General features: G+C 68.3%; 14 protein-coding genes. 9 read left to right on the top strand and 5 right to left on the bottom strand.

What is annotated here, in order from left to right:
• Positions 1–82: 82 nt before the first annotated feature.
• The 4 genes from AC4NN1_RS08070 to AC4NN1_RS08055 form a co-directional block, all read right to left on the bottom strand.
• Positions 83–760 carry a YqaJ viral recombinase family protein gene (locus tag AC4NN1_RS08070; RefSeq protein ID WP_336126272.1) on the bottom strand — a complete coding sequence of 226 codons (678 nt, stop codon included), beginning with the start codon at positions 758–760 and terminating at the stop codon, positions 83–85.
• Positions 761–827: 67 nt separating this feature from the next.
• Positions 828–2,006, bottom strand: coding sequence for an ROK family transcriptional regulator (locus AC4NN1_RS08065; protein ID WP_363457257.1), 1,179 nt, complete (start codon positions 2,004–2,006; stop codon positions 828–830).
• Positions 2,007–2,122: 116 nt separating this feature from the next.
• A complete protein-coding gene (locus AC4NN1_RS08060) occupies positions 2,123–3,190 on the bottom strand; it encodes an ABC transporter permease (protein WP_311859168.1) in 1,068 nt (355 codons plus the stop codon).
• Positions 3,187–4,662, bottom strand: coding sequence for a sugar ABC transporter ATP-binding protein (locus AC4NN1_RS08055; RefSeq protein ID WP_020098132.1), 1,476 nt, complete (start codon positions 4,660–4,662; stop codon positions 3,187–3,189). Before AC4NN1_RS08055 ends, AC4NN1_RS08060 begins: the two co-directional genes overlap by 4 nt.
• A 320-nt stretch (positions 4,663–4,982) precedes the next feature.
• Here AC4NN1_RS08055 and AC4NN1_RS08050 point away from each other — a divergent pair, with 320 nt between their 5' ends.
• The 6 genes from AC4NN1_RS08050 (at position 4,983) to rplL (ending at position 10,755) form a co-directional block, all read left to right on the top strand.
• A complete protein-coding gene (locus tag AC4NN1_RS08050) occupies positions 4,983–6,029 on the top strand; it encodes a substrate-binding domain-containing protein (RefSeq protein WP_336126276.1) in 1,047 nt (348 codons plus the stop codon).
• Between the two features lie 81 nt (positions 6,030–6,110).
• A complete protein-coding gene (locus AC4NN1_RS08045; RefSeq protein WP_491955209.1) occupies positions 6,111–7,256 on the top strand; it encodes a Gfo/Idh/MocA family protein in 1,146 nt (381 codons plus the stop codon).
• A 36-nt stretch (positions 7,257–7,292) separates the two neighbouring features.
• Positions 7,293–8,297, top strand: a complete 1,005-nt coding sequence (locus AC4NN1_RS08040) for a sugar phosphate isomerase/epimerase family protein (protein WP_336126280.1) — start codon at positions 7,293–7,295, stop codon at positions 8,295–8,297.
• Positions 8,298–8,496: 199 nt separating this feature from the next.
• Complete coding sequence (locus AC4NN1_RS08035; protein WP_336126282.1) at positions 8,497–9,519, top strand: hypothetical protein; 1,023 nt, start codon at positions 8,497–8,499, stop codon at positions 9,517–9,519.
• Positions 9,520–9,835: 316 nt separating this feature from the next.
• Positions 9,836–10,324: a 50S ribosomal protein L10 gene (gene rplJ, locus AC4NN1_RS08030; protein ID WP_018186978.1), complete on the top strand. Its 489-nt coding sequence runs from the start codon at positions 9,836–9,838 to the stop codon at positions 10,322–10,324.
• A 50-nt stretch (positions 10,325–10,374) separates the two neighbouring features.
• Positions 10,375–10,755, top strand: a complete 381-nt coding sequence (gene rplL, locus AC4NN1_RS08025) for a 50S ribosomal protein L7/L12 (RefSeq protein ID WP_018186979.1) — start codon at positions 10,375–10,377, stop codon at positions 10,753–10,755.
• Between the two features lie 79 nt (positions 10,756–10,834).
• On the opposite strand, the gene AC4NN1_RS08020 is transcribed toward rplL, so the two are convergent.
• Positions 10,835–11,890: a LacI family DNA-binding transcriptional regulator gene (locus tag AC4NN1_RS08020; protein ID WP_363457274.1), complete on the bottom strand. Its 1,056-nt coding sequence runs from the start codon at positions 11,888–11,890 to the stop codon at positions 10,835–10,837.
• Between the two features lie 266 nt (positions 11,891–12,156).
• Here AC4NN1_RS08020 and AC4NN1_RS08015 point away from each other — a divergent pair, with 266 nt between their 5' ends.
• The 3 genes from AC4NN1_RS08015 (at position 12,157) to AC4NN1_RS08005 (ending at position 15,901) form a co-directional block, all read left to right on the top strand.
• Entirely contained in the window at positions 12,157–13,482 is a 1,326-nt protein-coding gene (locus AC4NN1_RS08015) for an ABC transporter substrate-binding protein (protein WP_026302873.1), read from the top strand.
• Between the two features lie 110 nt (positions 13,483–13,592).
• Positions 13,593–14,930 carry a carbohydrate ABC transporter permease gene (locus AC4NN1_RS08010; protein WP_018186982.1) on the top strand — a complete coding sequence of 446 codons (1,338 nt, stop codon included), beginning with the start codon at positions 13,593–13,595 and terminating at the stop codon, positions 14,928–14,930.
• Positions 14,930–15,901 carry a carbohydrate ABC transporter permease gene (locus AC4NN1_RS08005; RefSeq protein WP_336126288.1) on the top strand — a complete coding sequence of 324 codons (972 nt, stop codon included), beginning with the start codon at positions 14,930–14,932 and terminating at the stop codon, positions 15,899–15,901. The genes AC4NN1_RS08010 and AC4NN1_RS08005 overlap by 1 nt, the downstream gene beginning before the upstream one ends.
• The last annotated feature ends 49 nt before the right edge of the window (positions 15,902–15,950 follow it).

The following is a 15,950-nucleotide window of genomic DNA, read 5'->3' as shown; positions in this document are numbered from 1 at the left end:
TTGATCCGTGTCAACTATCTGCAGACGGCTAGCGCGCGGGCGCGCCGGGATCACGGGCCGCAGCCCGGATGTGATGCGGCCGTCAGTCCGCGAGGGCGAGCGCGCGGAAGATGTCGCGCTCGCGCAACTGCTCACGACGACTGACCGATGCAGGCTGCTCGCGTCGCGGCGGGGTGTTGCCGGTGGTGCGGCGGTAGAGCTCATCGATGAGCGACGTCGCCAAATGCACGAGCGCGCCGATCTCGGCCTCATCCCGGTCGATCCATGCGCAGCGCGGCTCGTCTCGGAGTGGCACGAAGTCCTGGTGCTCCTCCCACACGACGAGCGTCCGCTCGGCGCCGAGGACGTGCTGCTGCCACCACACCTGACGCATGTAGGTGCGGGGGATCGACTTCCAGGTCTTGTTGGTCGTCTTGATCTCCGCGAGAACGACGCGGCCCCCGGCATCCACCATGATCCCGTCAGGAGTCGCGAGGTGACGCTTCTCGACCTCGGCGTGGAACAGGGCGGACGAGGGCAGGATGCCGTGGGTCGCCGCCACCCACGCGGCGATCTCGGGCTCGCGGCGTCGGCCGTGGTCGGTGTAGGCGTTGCCGCTGAATCCCGACCCGTTGAGCTTGGCCTCGGCCGCCCGGGCGATGGCGCGCTCGCTCGTGAGCGACGCGACGTCCGTGGCGGTGATCCCGCGGGAGCGAGCCCGCATCCACGCGACCCGGTCGCGGGAGTCCGCGACGATCCGGGCAGCGAGTTCGGGAGTCACCCGTCGATCCTAAGTCGCCCCTCCCGCACGCTCGCCCCGACCCGCCGGATGCCGACGGCGAGGATGCTCACGCCCTCAGTGACGTCGAGGCGAGGACGTCGTGCGAGAGCGCGTGCTCGATCGCCAGCATCCCCGCGCCCAGAACGCCGGCGTCGGCGCCCGTAGCGGACTGGACGATCGACAGATGCGCCGTCGCCAGCGGGGCGGATCGGGAGTACACGACCTCGCGGATGCCGGCGATCAGGTGCTCTCCGACGCGGGCCATCGACCCGCCGACGGCGATCACCGAGGGGTTGACCAGGCTGACGCAGGTGGTGAGGACCTCGCCGATGTCACGACCCGCCTGCCGGACGGCCTGGATGGCTTCCACGTTTCCCCGCTTGACGAGTTCGACGACGTCGTTCGAGGTGCGCGCGTCGACGCCGATCGCGCGCAGCCCGCGCGCGATCGCCGGTCCCGAGGCGAGTGCCTCGAGGCAGCCCCGGTTGCCGCAGGTGCACGGCACATCGCCGCCGCGAGCCACATGAACGTGGCCGATGTCGCCGGCTGCGCCCTGGGCGCCTCGCCTGAGCTGCCCATCTGAGATGAGTCCTGCGCCGATCCCCGTCGCGATCTTGACGAAGAGCAGATCCTCGACTGCGGGCCATGCCGCGGCGCGTTCGCCGAGGGCCATCGTGTTGACGTCGTTGTCGACGAGGACGGGTACCGGGAGGTGTTCCTGGAGGCGGCCGGGGATGTCGAACCGGTCCCAGCCGGGCATGATCGGAGGGTTGGACGGCCGGCCGCTCGAGTGCTCCACGGGTCCGGGCACGCCGATGCCGATCGCCGCCACCGAGGCATCGTCGCGACCGACCTGCGCAAGGAGCCGTCGCGCGACGTCGAGCAGCCAGGCGAGCACCGAGTCCGGGCCGTCGGCGATGTCGATGGGCTCCGACGACTGCGCGAGGACCACTCCGGCCAGGTCGCTGACAGCGACCGTCGCGTGGGAGGCCCCCAGATCCGCGGCGATGACGACCTTGGCGGCCGGGTTGAGGGCGAACTGGGACGGAGGGCGACCGCCCGTCGAGACCTTGTCCGCCACCGCCGTCACCAGACCCATCCGCATGAGCTCCTCGACGCGCGCCGCGATCGTGGACCGTGCGAGACCCGTCGACTTGGCGAGTTCGGCACGGGTGCGGGGTGCCCCGTCGCGGAGCAGCTGGAAAAGCTCGCTGGCTCCGGGAGCCAGGGCGGGGGAGTCGGTCATCGGATCATCTCTTCCGGGTCCTGCGATCGGGCGCACGCCTCGACATCCGTCGATTCTCCACCGCCGCGCTATGTCTGACGTGCATGTGACCTCGTCGGCCTGCGGCGCGTGTGGCGTCAGGAGGTCCGGCCGGCCGGTCGCGCGAACCGCTGCTGCAGGAGCACGGCGATGACGATGATGACGCCCTTCGCCACGGCCTGCACCGACGACGACATGTTGTTCTGAACGAAGACGTTGGTCAGGGTGGCGAAGATCAGGACGCCGAAGACGGTCCCCGTCACGGTGCCCCGGCCGCCGATGAGGAGCGTTCCGCCCACCACGACCGCCGCGATCGCATCGAGCTCGAGGAGTTGCCCGTTGACCGACGCTCCCGCGGTCGTGCGTCCGAGGATCATGACGCCGGCGATTCCGGCGCACAGGCCCGAGATCGCGTAGAGGTACATGACGTGGCGCTTGACGTTGATGCCGGCCAGGCGTGCCGCTTCGCGGTTGCCTCCGATGGCGACGGTGCGGCGACCGAAGGTGGTCCGGTTCAGCAGCACCCAGCCGAGGACCGACACGACCAGGAAGATCCAGATGAGCATGTCGACTCCGAGGATGTCGAGGTTCATGAACGTGATGAACTCGCGCTGTCCGCCGACCTGCAGCGTCCTGCGGTTGGCGAGGATCTCGGCGAACCCGCGCGCCCCGACGAGCATGGCCAGAGTGGCCATGAAGGCGACGACGTTGCCGTAGGCGATCACGATCCCGTTCAGGAACCCCGCGAAGACGCCGACCGCGAGGGCGACGATGACCATCACGATCCAGTGGGTCTGGTCGGCGAGGTCCTGGACGGCAGCCAGCGCTCCGACGACCGACGCGAGGCCCAGGACGGACCCGACCGAGAGATCGATTCCGCCGGCGATGATGACGAGCGTCATGCCGATGCTGATCACGCCCACGATCGACGCCTGGCGCAGGATCACCATGATGTTCGACAGGCCGAGGAAGGTGTCGGGGGCGGATGCCGCGCCCACGATCACGAGGACGAGGAGAGCGAGGACCAGGCCCATGTTGCGTCCGACCGACCCCGAGAGGATGCGGCGCCAGAGGGGTGCGTCCTCGACCGTGACGGTCGACGTGGTCGGAGGTGCGTCGGTCGAGGTCAGCGGGGTGTCCGCCCCGGCGGTGGTCTGCTCGCTCACGCGGCGGTTCCTTTCATGACGAGGTCGAGCACGCCGTGCTCGTCGATCTCGGAGGACGGAAGGGTGGAGAGGATGCGGCCCTCCGCGACGACGAGCACGGTGTCGGCGAGGCCGATCACCTCCTCGATCTCGCTGGAGACCACGACGACCGCGTTGCCCTCGGCTGCCAGTCGGCGGATGAGGGCGTAGATCTCGGCGCGCGCGCCGACGTCGACGCCGCGGGTCGGCTCGTCGAGGAGGAGGACCCGCGTTCCGTGCACGAGCCAACGGGCGAGCAGGATCTTCTGCTGGTTGCCGCCCGACAGCGTGCGTGCGGGCCGGTCGGGGTCGGCGGGTCGGAGCTCGAGCGCCTCGATCTGTTCGCGAGCCGCGGCGCGCTCGCCGCGGAAGTCCAGAAAGCCACCGCGCGAGAACCTCGACATCGACGGCAGGGTCACGTTCATCGCGATGGGTTCGTCCAGGACGAGGCCTTGGCTCTTGCGCTCCTCGGGGGAGAGCCCCACCCCCGCCGCGACGGCGTCGACGACCGAGCCCCGGCGCAGGGGCCGGTCCGCGACGGTGACGGTGCCGGAGGTCGCGCGTCGGGCGCCGTAGACGGTCTCGAGGATCTCGGACCGTCCCGATCCGACGAGGCCGGCGAGACCGACGACCTCGCCGGCGCGCACCTGGAAGGACACGTCCTCGAACACGTCGCGCAGCGACAGGTCTCGGACGTCGAGGACCACCGGGGCGTCGGCGGCGGGCGGGGAGGACGGCGGGAAGACGTTCGCGACGTCGCGCCCGGTCATCAGGCGGATCAGATCGGGCGTCGGCGTGTCGGCGACGGGGAGTCCCGTCGCCGTCGTCCGGCCGTCCTTGAGGACCGTGATGCGGTCGCCGATCTGGCGGATCTCCTCGAGGCGGTGGGTGATGTAGACGACGGCGATCCCCGCCGCCGTCAGCTCGCGCACGACACCGAACAGGTTCTGCACCTCGTGGCTGTCGAGGACGGCGGAAGGCTCGTCCATGATGATCAGCTTGACCTCGTGGGAGAGTGCTCGCGCCATCGCGACGATCTGCTTGTTGGCCGCGCTCAGCTGCCCGACCTCGGCGTGGGGCGAGAGGGAACCGTGACCGAGTCGTCGCAGCAGCTCGCGGGTCCGCCGCGCCGCCTCGCCCCGTCGGGTGAATCCGCCCCGGGAGAGTTCGTGGCCGAGGAAGATGTTCTCGGCCACCGTCAGCCCGTCGACGACGTCGAGCTCCTGGTACATCGTCGCGATGCCGAGGGCGAGACCGGCATCCGGGTCGGGGATGTCGACGATCGCGCCGTCCCACCGGATCTCTCCCGCGTCGGGTCTGTGCACGCCGGCGAGGGTCTTGATCAGGGTGGACTTGCCGGCACCGTTCTGTCCGAGGATGCAGTGCACTTCGGCGGGGCGGACGTCGAGGTCCACTCCGCGCAGGGCGCGGACACCGGCGAAGGACTTCGTCACTCCTCGCACCTCGAGTAATGACGGTTCATGGTCATCTTTGATCACGTCGCGAACATAACATGCGCGTCAAGCCTTTGGCGAGGGGCACAGCGCCGAGGTATCAGCAGTCTCTCCGAAGCATCTCGCCCGAGATTCCGCCATTTACGTTCAGGATTCTGGCGCCGGTACTTCTGACGATAGAAAAACAAAAGTTGACGGACACGACATCCGTTCTGTTATGTTCATCCCGTCAGCGCTGACCCTCCTCGTGTGCGTTCTCGAGGCCGAGAGGTGCGCTGGTCGCTTCACACCAGAGCTGCATCACATTCAAGGAGGAAGACATGCGCTCACGCATGACGGCGCGCACGCGCCTCATCCTGACCGGCGTCGCCGCCGCCGCTTCGGTCGGCCTGCTGGTCGGCTGTACGGGGACCGGAGCCGACGAGAACGGTGCCGAGAGGCAGGGCACCACCACGGAGGAGAACGCGGAGAGCGGAGACACCGTCACGATCGGGTTCTCCGGTCCCGCAGCCGACCACGGCTGGCTCGGCGCCATCAACTCCGGTGCCGCAGACGCCGCCGCGAGCTTCGACGACGTCGAGCTGAAGACGGCGGAAGGAACCAACGACCCCATCGCCCAGATCGCCGCCGTCGAGACGTTCGTCAACGACAAGGTGGACGCCATCGTCCTCCTGCCCACCGACGGCGCGGCCCTGACCGAGGCCGCGATCGCCGCCATGAACGCGGGCATCCCCGTCATCAACGTCGACCGTGAGTTCTCGAGCCCCTTCGCGGCCCGGGCCACCGTCCTCGGCGACAACTACGGCATGGGAGTGTCTGCGGGCACGTACATCTGCGAACAGCTCGACGGGAAGACCGACGCCGTCGTGGCCGAGATCGCCGGCATCGATTCGCTTCCCCTCACACAGGACCGGTCGCAGGGCTTCGCCGACGCGCTGAAGGACTGCGGACTCGACGTCTCCGCCCGCGTCGCCGCCGACTTCACCGTCGCCGGCGGCGAGTCCGCGGCATCCCAGCTGCTCTCGGCCAACCCGAAGATCGACGCCATCTGGAACCATGACGACGACCAGGGAATCGGCGTCCTCGCCGCCATCGCCTCCGCGGGCCGCGACGAGTTCTTCATGATGGGCGGCGCGGGCAGCAAGGCGGCCATGGAGGCCATCGAAGCGGACGACAGCGTCCTGAAGGCGACCGTCATCTACCCGTCCACGCAGGCTGCGGACGGCGTGGCGTTGGCCCGTCTCATCGCGCAGAGCAAGACCCTCGGGGACATCGTGACCCCCGGCATCCCGAACCGGATCGTCCTCGACGCGCCGGTCGTCACGAAGGAGAACGTCGACCAGTACATCGACCTCGCCTTCGAGTGATCACCACGGGGGCGCCCGGTGCGTGGGCGCCCCCACCTTCTTCGAGAGGACACCGTCATGACGACAAGGCTCCGGGTCGCGATGATCGGCCACGGCTTCATGGGTGCCGCCCATTCACAGGGCTGGCGGGTCGCGCCGAGGTTCTTCGACCTGCCGCTCGACCCGGTCCTGCACGTCGTGACCGGCCGCGACGCCGGGTCGACGGCGGCGGCGGCGGCCAAATGGGGCTGGGCGGAGTCCTCCACCGACTGGCGCGCGACGATCGCCCGGGACGATGTCGACGTGGTCGACATCGTCACCCCCGGCGACACCCACGCCGAGATCGCGATCGCCGCACTCGCGGCGGGCAAGCACGTGCTCTGCGAGAAGCCGCTGGCCAACTCCGTCGCCGAGGCCGAGGCGATGACGCAGGCCGCGGCTCGCGCCGAGGCGCGCGGCATCCGTTCGATGGTGGGCTTCACCTACCGGCGGGTGCCGGCGGCGACGTTCGCCCGCGACCTGGTCGCCGCGGGTCGACTGGGCGACATCCGCCAGGTGCGCGCCGAGTATCTGCAGGACTGGCTGATGGATGCCGAGGCGCCGATGTCCTGGCGACTCGACAAGCAGAAGGCCGGCTCGGGCTCGCTCGGCGACATCGGCGCGCACGCCGTAGACCTGGCCGAGTTCATCACGGGACAGACGGTCGACAGCGTGTCCGGCATCGTCGAGACGCTCGTCCACGAACGGCCGCTCCTGGGTGAGGGCATCGGGCTGTCGGGGACCGCGAGCGCCGAGCGCGGACGGGTGACCGTCGACGACGTCGCGCTGTTCACCGGCCGGCTCAGCTCCGGCGCCCTCGCCTCTTTCGAGGCGACCCGGTACCGGACCGGGCGCAAGAACGCCCTCCGGGTCGAGGTGTCCGGCACCCGCGGCGCATTGGCCTTCGACCTCGAGCGGCTGAACGAGCTCGAGTTCTACGACGCGACCGCCGCCGAGACCGAGCTCGGCTTCCGCCGCATCCTCGTCACCGAACACGGTCATCCCTACCTCGAGCCGTGGTGGCCAACGGGGCACATCCTCGGATACGAACACGGGTTCTCGCATCAGGTGCGGGACTTCACCACGGCGATCGCCGAGGGGGTCGCGCCTCGACCCTCGTTCGCGGACGGTCTCCATGTGCAGCGCGTCCTCGACGCGGTGGAACGCAGTTCGGCGGCGGGCAGTCGCTGGGTGCCGACGAACGACTGACCCGCGGGGCGACCCGCATCCACGAAAGGATCTGCAATGGCGCGACCGATCACCCTGTTCACCGGCCAGTGGGCCGACCTGCCGTTCGATGAGGTCGCGCGCCTCGCCGGGGAGTGGGGGTACGACGGACTCGAGATCGCCTGCTGGGGTGACCACCTCGACGTCTCCCGCTGGGACGACGCGGAGTACGTCCGGAGTCGTCGGGACATCCTCGAACGCAACGGCCTGCAGGCGCATGCGATCGCGAACCACTTGGGCGGGCAGGCGGTCTGCGACGATCCGATCGACCAGCGGCACCGCGACATCCTCTCCGACCGGGTGTGGGGTGATGGCGAGGCCGAGGGGGTGCGGCAGCGTGCGGCCGAGGGGATGAAGGACACCGCCCGGATGGCGGCGAAGCTCGGCGTGAAGATCGTGACCGGGTTCACGGGGTCGTCGATCTGGAAGTACGTCGCGATGTTCCCGCCGGCATCCCAGGACATGGTGGATGCGGGCTACGAGGACTTCGCCGCGCGTTGGAACCCGATCCTCGACGTCTTCGACGAGGTCGGCGTGAGGTTCGCCCACGAGGTGCACCCATCCGAGATCGCCTACGACTACTGGACGACTCACCGCGCGCTCGAGGCCATCGGGCACCGCGAGGCGTTCGGACTCAACTGGGACCCGAGCCACATGGTGTGGCAGGACCTCGACCCCGTGTCGTTCCTGTGGGACTTCCGCGACCGCATCATCCACGTCCACTGCAAGGACACGAAGAAGCGACTCGGCAACGGTCGGAACGGTCGGCTGTCGTCCCACCTCGCCTGGGCTGATCCGCGGCGCGGGTGGGATTTCATCTCCACGGGCCACGGCGACGTGCCGTGGGAGGACGCCTTCCGCATGCTGAACGCGATCGGGTACACCGGTCCGCTCTCCGTCGAGTGGGAGGACGCGGGCATGGACCGCCTGGTCGGCGCCCCCGAGGCTCTCGCCTTCGTTCGGCGGCTGTCGACCTACGAGCCGTCCGCCGCCGCCTTCGACGCCGCGTTCAGCACGCGCTGAGCGCTCGCGAGCGGGCGCAGCGCCGGGGCCCGAGAGCGCGCGGTCCTGTCGAGCGCGTCGGCTGTGGCGCGGCATCCGCCCTCGCTTTCGGTACGGGGACGCGCTTTCGTGCCTCCTCCACACGGGCGAGGCGACCGGGGCTGTCCGGAAGGGCGACGTGCGCGTGTCGTCCGGGCGGACCGGGCGGCACGCTCGGGGGATGCGAGAACTGGACCTGGCTGCCGCCGCGTCGGCGCTGCGGCGTCGAGACGACCTCGTCCTCGATGGGTGGAGCAGACGGGACATCGACGACGCGCTCCGGGGCGGCGACCTCGTGCGGGTGCGCAGGGGGTGGTACTGCGACGGCGGGACCTGGCGGGACCTGTGGCCCGAATCGCAGCACCGCCTCCACATCGCCGCGGTGTCATCGGATGCCGGGGCACCGCCGGTGTTCTCGTTCACCTCGGCCGCGGTCCTCCACGGATTGCCTCTCTACCGGCTGTTCGTCCAGCGCGTGCACGCGGTCGACGCCGGGGTGGGTCGGCACAGCGGACCCACGGTCGGACGACATCGTGACGCGGTCGACGATGTGGACATCGTCACGGTGGACGGACTCCCGTGCACGAGTCTCGAGCGGACGGTCAGCGATCTACTGCGCGGCGCGAGCCTCGAAGTGGCCGTGGCGGCGGCCGACGCGGCGATGCAACGTGTGGCCGGCCCGCCGCGGCGCTATGACGTGGCGGGCGGAGATGCTTTTCGAGAGCGGTTGCGGGAGCGGCTGCGGCGCAGCTCCGGAAAGCGGGGAGTGCGGGCGGCGCGCGACGTTGTCGAGGTGCTCGACGGCAGATCGGAGCTGCCGCTCGAGTCGGTGACGAAGTTGCAGGTGCGGCGGCTGGGCTTCATGCAGCCCGGCCTCCAGGTGAAGGTGCCCGCCGGCACCGGCACATACTGGATGGACCTTGAACTCGTCGAGGCGGACGCGTTCCTCGAGTGCGACGGCGACGGCAAGTACACGGACCCCGCGCTCACCGCCGGGCGCCCGCTCAGCGGCATCCTTCTGGCGGAGAAGGAACGCGAGGACTGGGTGCGTGGCGTCACGGGCCGACGGGTGTTGCGTTGCGCCAGCCGCGACGTCGTCACCCCCGATGCGCTCGCTGACCGCCTGCGGGCCTTCCGCATCACCCTCCCAACCTCGCGAGAGCGTCTCTTCTTGCCGAGAAGGCCCCTTCTTGCCGGGCAATAGCAGGCGCACTCGGCACGAAGCGGCGCTCTCGCGTCCCGGGCGCGCGGCGCACACACGGGCGCGGGCGCCGGGATTTGGCGCGCCGGGCGGCGGCACGTACACTGGGGGACAAGCCAAAGACCGTCGGTCATCGTCGTGCGTCCGCGCATGCGATCGAAGCTCTGCATCGCAGGGGCCCACGCAGGTGTACGACAGACTTCCGGGAAACCGGGCCCAAAGCTCCGTGCGCTTGCGCCGGAGCTTTTCTCATGCAGCCCGACCGTCGAGGTCGATGTCCCGCTGCCGCGGGACGTCTCGTACACATCAAGGAGTGACCATGGCGCAGAAGGATGCATCGGTCGCCGAGCTCACGAAGAACTTCGAGAACTCGAACGCCGTCTTGCTGACCGAGTACCGCGGTCTGACGGTTGCCCAGCTCAAGGAGCTGCGCAACAACATCCGTCAGGACGCGCAGTACGCCGTGGTGAAGAACACGCTGACCAAGATCGCCGCGAACAGCGCGGGGATCACGGCTCTGGACGAGGACCTCAAGGGCCCCTCGGCCGTCGCTTTCGTGCACGGTGACTTCGTCGCCACTGCCAAGGCTCTGCGTGACTTCGCCAAGGCCAACCCGCTTCTGGTGATCAAGGGCGGCATCTTCGAGGGCAACGCCCTCACTGCCGACGAGGTCAACAAGTACGCCTCGCTCGAGAGCCGTGAGGTTCTGCTGGCGAAGGCTGCGGGCATGATGAAGGCGACGATGGGCAAGGCTGCCGCCACCATCGACGCGCTTCGCGAAAAGCTGGAGACCGCTGACGCCGCGTAAGCGACGAGCGAGCTCTTTTACACAAACCCCATCTATCTAGGAGATACATCATGGCGAAGCTTTCCACCGAGGAGCTGCTCGAGCAGTTCGCCGGCCTCACCCTCGTCGAGCTCAGCGAGTTCGTGAAGGCGTTCGAGGAGAAGTTCGACGTCACCGCTGCTGCCCCCGTCGCCGTTGCCGGTGCCGGCGGTGGCGCTGCTGCTGAAGAGGTTGAGGAGAAGGACTCCTTCGACGTCATCCTCGAGGCTGCCGGCGACAAGAAGATCCAGGTCATCAAGGTCGTCCGCGAGCTCACCTCGCTCGGCCTCGGCGAGGCCAAGGCCGTCGTCGACGGTGCTCCCAAGGCCGTGCTCGAGGGCGCGAACAAGGAAGCTGCCGACAAGGCCAAGGAGGCCCTCGAGGCCGCCGGCGCGACGGTTTCCGTCAAGTAAGGCGAATCCCTTCACTGGAAGGCTCCGGATGCCGCGGCATCCGGAGCCTTCCGGCGTTAACCGGCCCGGCGGTGAACCGTCAGGACTCGGCGATGCGGGAGAGCCCTGAGTCGCGGACCGCAGCGGCGGTCGCGCCCGAGCGCGGCGCCGTCGAGTTGCGGACGACGAGGCGCGGCCGGATCATCACGGTGACGGGGTCGAGCGTCGCGTCCTCGATGTGGCGCATGAGCAGTTCCACCGCCGTCGCCCCCTGTTCGCGGGGCACCTGGCGAAGGGTGGTGAGGGCGAACATCTCGGCGTTGACGTGGTCGTCGATGCCGATGACGCTGAGCTCGGACGGGACGAGGATGCCGAGACGTCGCGCCGCGATGATGGCCCCGATCGCCACTTCGTCGCAGGCCCCCACGATGGCTGTCGGGCGCTCCGACGGATCGCTGAGGAGGTCGACGGCTGCTTCGTAGCCGGCCGGCATCGACAGTTCCGCCGGTGTGCGGGTGACCTGCGCGCCGAGATCGGAGTCGTGCATCTCCCGCGCATATCCATCGAAGCGGGCGGACTCGACGTGAGGCCAGTGGCTCGAGGACGTGCCGCCCAGGAAGGCGATGCGCCGGTGTCCCAGCGAGATGAGATGGGATGTCGCGAGGGCGGCGGCGAGCCGATCGTCGAGCGTGACGAGGCTCGTGGTCTGCTCGGTGCCGATCACGCTGACGACGGGTCGGTCGAGGGCCAGCAGCGCCTCGGTCTCGCTCGCGGCGGGTTCGAGGCCGACGGCGATGAGGCCGTCGAACCTCTTGCGGGAGAGGAAGTCGTCGAAGACGCGCCGACGGCCGGCGCTGCCGGGCGTCGCGTCGTAGAGGGTCAGGTCGAGCCCGCGTTCCAACAGGGATGCCTGGATGCCCTCGAGGACCTCGGCGAAGAACCACCGGTTCACGTGGGGGAGCACGACGCCGATGTTGCGGGTTCGCCCCGTGGCGAGGCTGACGGCGCTGGTCGAGGGGACGTAACCGAGGCGCTGTGCGGCCTCGTGGACCCGCTGTCGTGTGGCCGGGGACACCTGTGCGCTGCCGGTCAGGGCGCGACTGGCCGTCGCCTTGGAGACGCCGGCTTCGCGTGCAACGTCGGCGATGGTGCTCATCGGTCCTCCTCGACCCCGTCATGACCTGTCCCCGTGGTCGAGGACTCAGCGTAGTCGGTGGCGGCCGCGAAGGGAACCGGTTCCATCCTCAGTTCATGGGAGCGATCCCATGCGGATCATAACCGAAAGCACAATGGTTGCAGAACCTTGATATTTCGCAGTTGTGCGGAGAGTGTTCGGCCAAGTAGGTTGTCCTGGAATCGGTTCCCCAAGGATGCGGCCAAGGCTCCTCTGGGCGGACGATGATCCCGAAAGAGGAGAAGTACATGGCATTGTCACAGCGATACCGTCTTCTTGCCCCCGTCGCCCTTCTCGGCGCGGCAGCGTTGATGCTGGCAGGGTGTGCGGAAGGTGGCAGCGGAAACGGCGGCGGCGAGGCGAAGAAGACCGTCCGCATCTCCGGCGGCATCACGGGCGGCGAGGCAGACGCCCTCAACAAGTCCTTCGACCAGTTCACCAAGGACACCGGCATCACCGTCGAGTACGTCGGCGACAAGTCGTTCGAGGGCAACATCGTCACCAAGGTGACCGGTGGCGACGCCCCCGACATCGCGGTCGTCCCGCAGCCGGGTCTGTTGAAGACCCTGGTCGACACCGGGAAGGTGCTCAAGGCTCCCGAAGCGGTCGAGAAGGCCGTCGACGAGAACTGGTCGCCCGACTGGAAGAAGTACGGCACCTTCGACGACACCTTCTACGCGGCACCGATGCTCGCGAACCTGAAGGGGTACGTCTGGTACTCGCCGAAGCAGTTCGCGGAGTGGGGTGTCGAGGTCCCCAAGACGTGGGACGACATGATCGCCCTCTCCGACAAGATCGTCGAGACCACCGGCAAGCCCGCGTGGTGCGCCGGCTTCTCGTCCGAGGCGGCGTCCGGATGGCCGGGCACCGACTGGGTCGAGGACCTCGTCCTGCGCCAGTCCGGTGCCGACGTCTACGACCAGTGGGTCGCCGGTGACGTGAAGTTCACCGACCCGCAGATCAAGAAGGCGTTCGACGCGGTCGGCGAGATCCTCCTCAACCCCGACTACGTCAACGCCGGCTACGGCGACGTGAAGAGCATCAACTCGACGGCGTTCGGCGATGTCGCGGCGGCCGTGGCGAGCGGCGACTGCGCCCTCACCCACCAGGCCTCGTTCCTGTCGGCGAACTTCCTCGACGTGAAGACCGCGGACGGCAAGACCCCCGAGGTCGCGCCCGACGGTGACGTCTACGCGTTCATCATGCCCGGCTACACCGAGGGTGAGCTCCAGATCGAGGGCGGCGGCGAGTTCGTCGCCGGCTTCTCGGACGACGAGTCGACGCAGAAGGTCCTGGAATTCATGGCATCGCCCGAGTTCGCTGACGCTCGCGTCGAGCTCGGTGGCGTCATCTCGGCCAACAAGAAGGCCGACCCCAGCCTCGCCTCGAGCGAGTTCCTCAAGGAAGCGATGACGACGCTGCAGGACGACTCCACGGTCCTCCGCTTCGACGCATCCGACCTGATGCCCGCCACGGTGGGTCAGGGCTCGTTCTGGAAGGGCATGGTCGACTGGATCGACGGCAAGGACACCGACACGGTGCTCTCCGACATCCAGGCCGGTTACGAGAACTGATCGTCGCCTGACGATCGGCTGAGCCGAGCGGGGTCGGGCTTCCAAAGCCCGGCCCCGCTTCTCCCGTCCGTACCGCACGGGTACGCCGCTGTACCCAGAAGGGAACCCGCATGTCGCAGACGACCGTCGACAGGCCCGTCGACACCGAACCTGCCGTCACCACCCACGCTCAAGACCCGAGGGGTCGATCGATCACGAAGATCGTCGTCGCCGCAGGCTTCATCCTCATCGCTCTGGTCGCTTTCCTGCTCGCCTTCACCGGTTCGACCGAGGAATCGGCGCGCATCACGATCGGCTTCTCGCTCAACAGCTTCTTCCTGTGGCTCGGCGCGCTGAACCCGCTCATCCAGATCCCCGTCATCCTGCTGGTCTTCGGCCTCGTGGTGGCGATCATCCTGGTGCTCATCGAGTTCGCGCCGCGCCCCGGGCGCGGCTACTTCATCATGCGGCTGGTCGCCTGTCTCGTGATCCCGGTGCTCGCCTTCCTGCTGCTGCGTCCGTACGCCAACGCCGTCGTCTACGTGGTGGCCATCGCGCTCCTCGTCGGGGCGCTGCTCTTCTTCGCGGACTTCCGCTCCCGTCAGGGCGCGGGATACCTGTTCCAGCTCATCCTCTTCATGGCCCCGGCGAGCATCATGCTGATCCTCGGCCTCGTCTACCCGGCGATCGCGACGATCTTCAAATCGTTCTTCGACAAGACGGGCGATGAGTTCGTGGGCCTCGAGAACTACATCTGGGTCTTCACGAACCCCACCGGCACGGCCTCGATCGTCAACACGATCCTGTGGGCGCTGCTGGCGCCGACGATCTCGGTCGTCATCGGTCTCGCCTACGCGGTCTTCATCGACCGGGCCCGGGGCGAGAAGCTGCTGAAGGTCCTCGTGTTCATGCCCGTCGCGATCTCGTTCGTCGGCGCCGGCATCATCTGGAAGTTCATGTACGACGCCCGCCAGGGCGACCAGATCGGCCTCCTCAACGCGATCGTCACCGCTTTCGGCGGCGATCCGGTGCAGTGGCTCGCCATCAAGCCGGTCATCAACACGCTCATGCTGCTGGTCGTCTTCATCTGGACGCAGACCGGTTTCGCGATGGTGATCCTCTCGGCCGCGATCAAGGCTGTCCCGGTCGAGCAGATGGAGGCCGCCGAGCTCGACGGCACCAACGCGTGGCAGCGCTTCCGCAACGTCACGGTGCCCGGCATCCGCTCGTCGCTGATCGTCGTGCTGACCACCGTGACGATCGCCTCGCTGAAGGTCTACGACATCGTCGCCGTCATGACCGGTGGTCGCGACGACACGACCGTCCTCGGGTTCGAGATGGTCAACCAGCAGCAGCGGTTCCAGAGCTTCGGACACTCGTCCGCGCTGGCCGTTGTGCTGTTCCTGTTCGTCTTGCCGCTGATCGTCTACAACGCCCGATCGATGGCCAAGCAGAAGGAAATCCGCTGATGACCGTGGCAGCCCCGACCACGCCGGTCGACAACCGCACCGCGCGCCAGGTCGCGCGCGACACCCGCCGCAACGAGGCGATCGCCCACAAGAAGCTCACGTCGAAGGGCGCCACGATCGCGGCGGCCATCATCGCGATCTTCTGGACGATCCCGACCTTCGGTCTGTTCGTCACCTCGTTCCGCCCCGGAAGCGACACGCAGACGAGCGGATGGTGGACGGCGTTCACCGATCCGAAGTTCACGCTCGACAACTACATGCAGGCGCTGAACTCGGGCGGGACGTCCACGACGCTCGCCTCGGCCTTCGTGAACTCGCTCGCGATCACGATCCCCGCGACGGTGTTCCCGATCGTCATGGCGGCCCTCGCGGCCTACGCGTTCGCGTGGATCGACTTCAAGGGGCGCAGCGCGCTGTTCGTGTTCGTCTTCGCGCTCCAGATCGTGCCGCTGCAGATGGCCCTCGTGCCCCTGCTCAGCCTGTTCTCGGACGGCCTGAGCATCAATGACGTGCCGATCTTCCCCGGCTTCGGTCTGAACGAGGTCGATTACAGCTTCGCCCGCGTGTGGATCGCGCACGCGATCTTCGCGCTGCCGCTGGCGACGTTCATGCTGCACAACTTCATCGCCGAGATCCCGGGCGAGATCATCGAAGCCGCGCGCGTCGACGGTGCCGGACATGGCCAGGTGTTCTTCCGGATCATCCTGCCGCTGGCTGCTCCCGCGATCGCGTCGTTCGGCATCTTCCAGTTCCTCTGGGTCTGGAACGACCTGCTCGTCGCGACGATCTTCGCCTCGCCGGGTGCGCTGCCGATCACGCAGGCCCTCAACTCGCTGTCGGGGACCTGGGGCAACAAGTGGTTCCTGCAGTCGGCGGGTACGTTCATCTCGATCCTCATCCCGCTGATCGTGTTCTTCGCGCTGCAGCGCTTCTTCGTCCGCGGCCTCCTGGCCGGGGCGACGAAGGGCTGATCGCCGAAACGACAGAAGAGGGGGATGCCGGTGGCCACCGGCATCCCCC

It is taken from the genome of Microbacterium sp. MDV22-iso44, from assembly GCF_058629135.1.
This window is presented reverse-complemented; position numbering and strand designations above follow the sequence as displayed.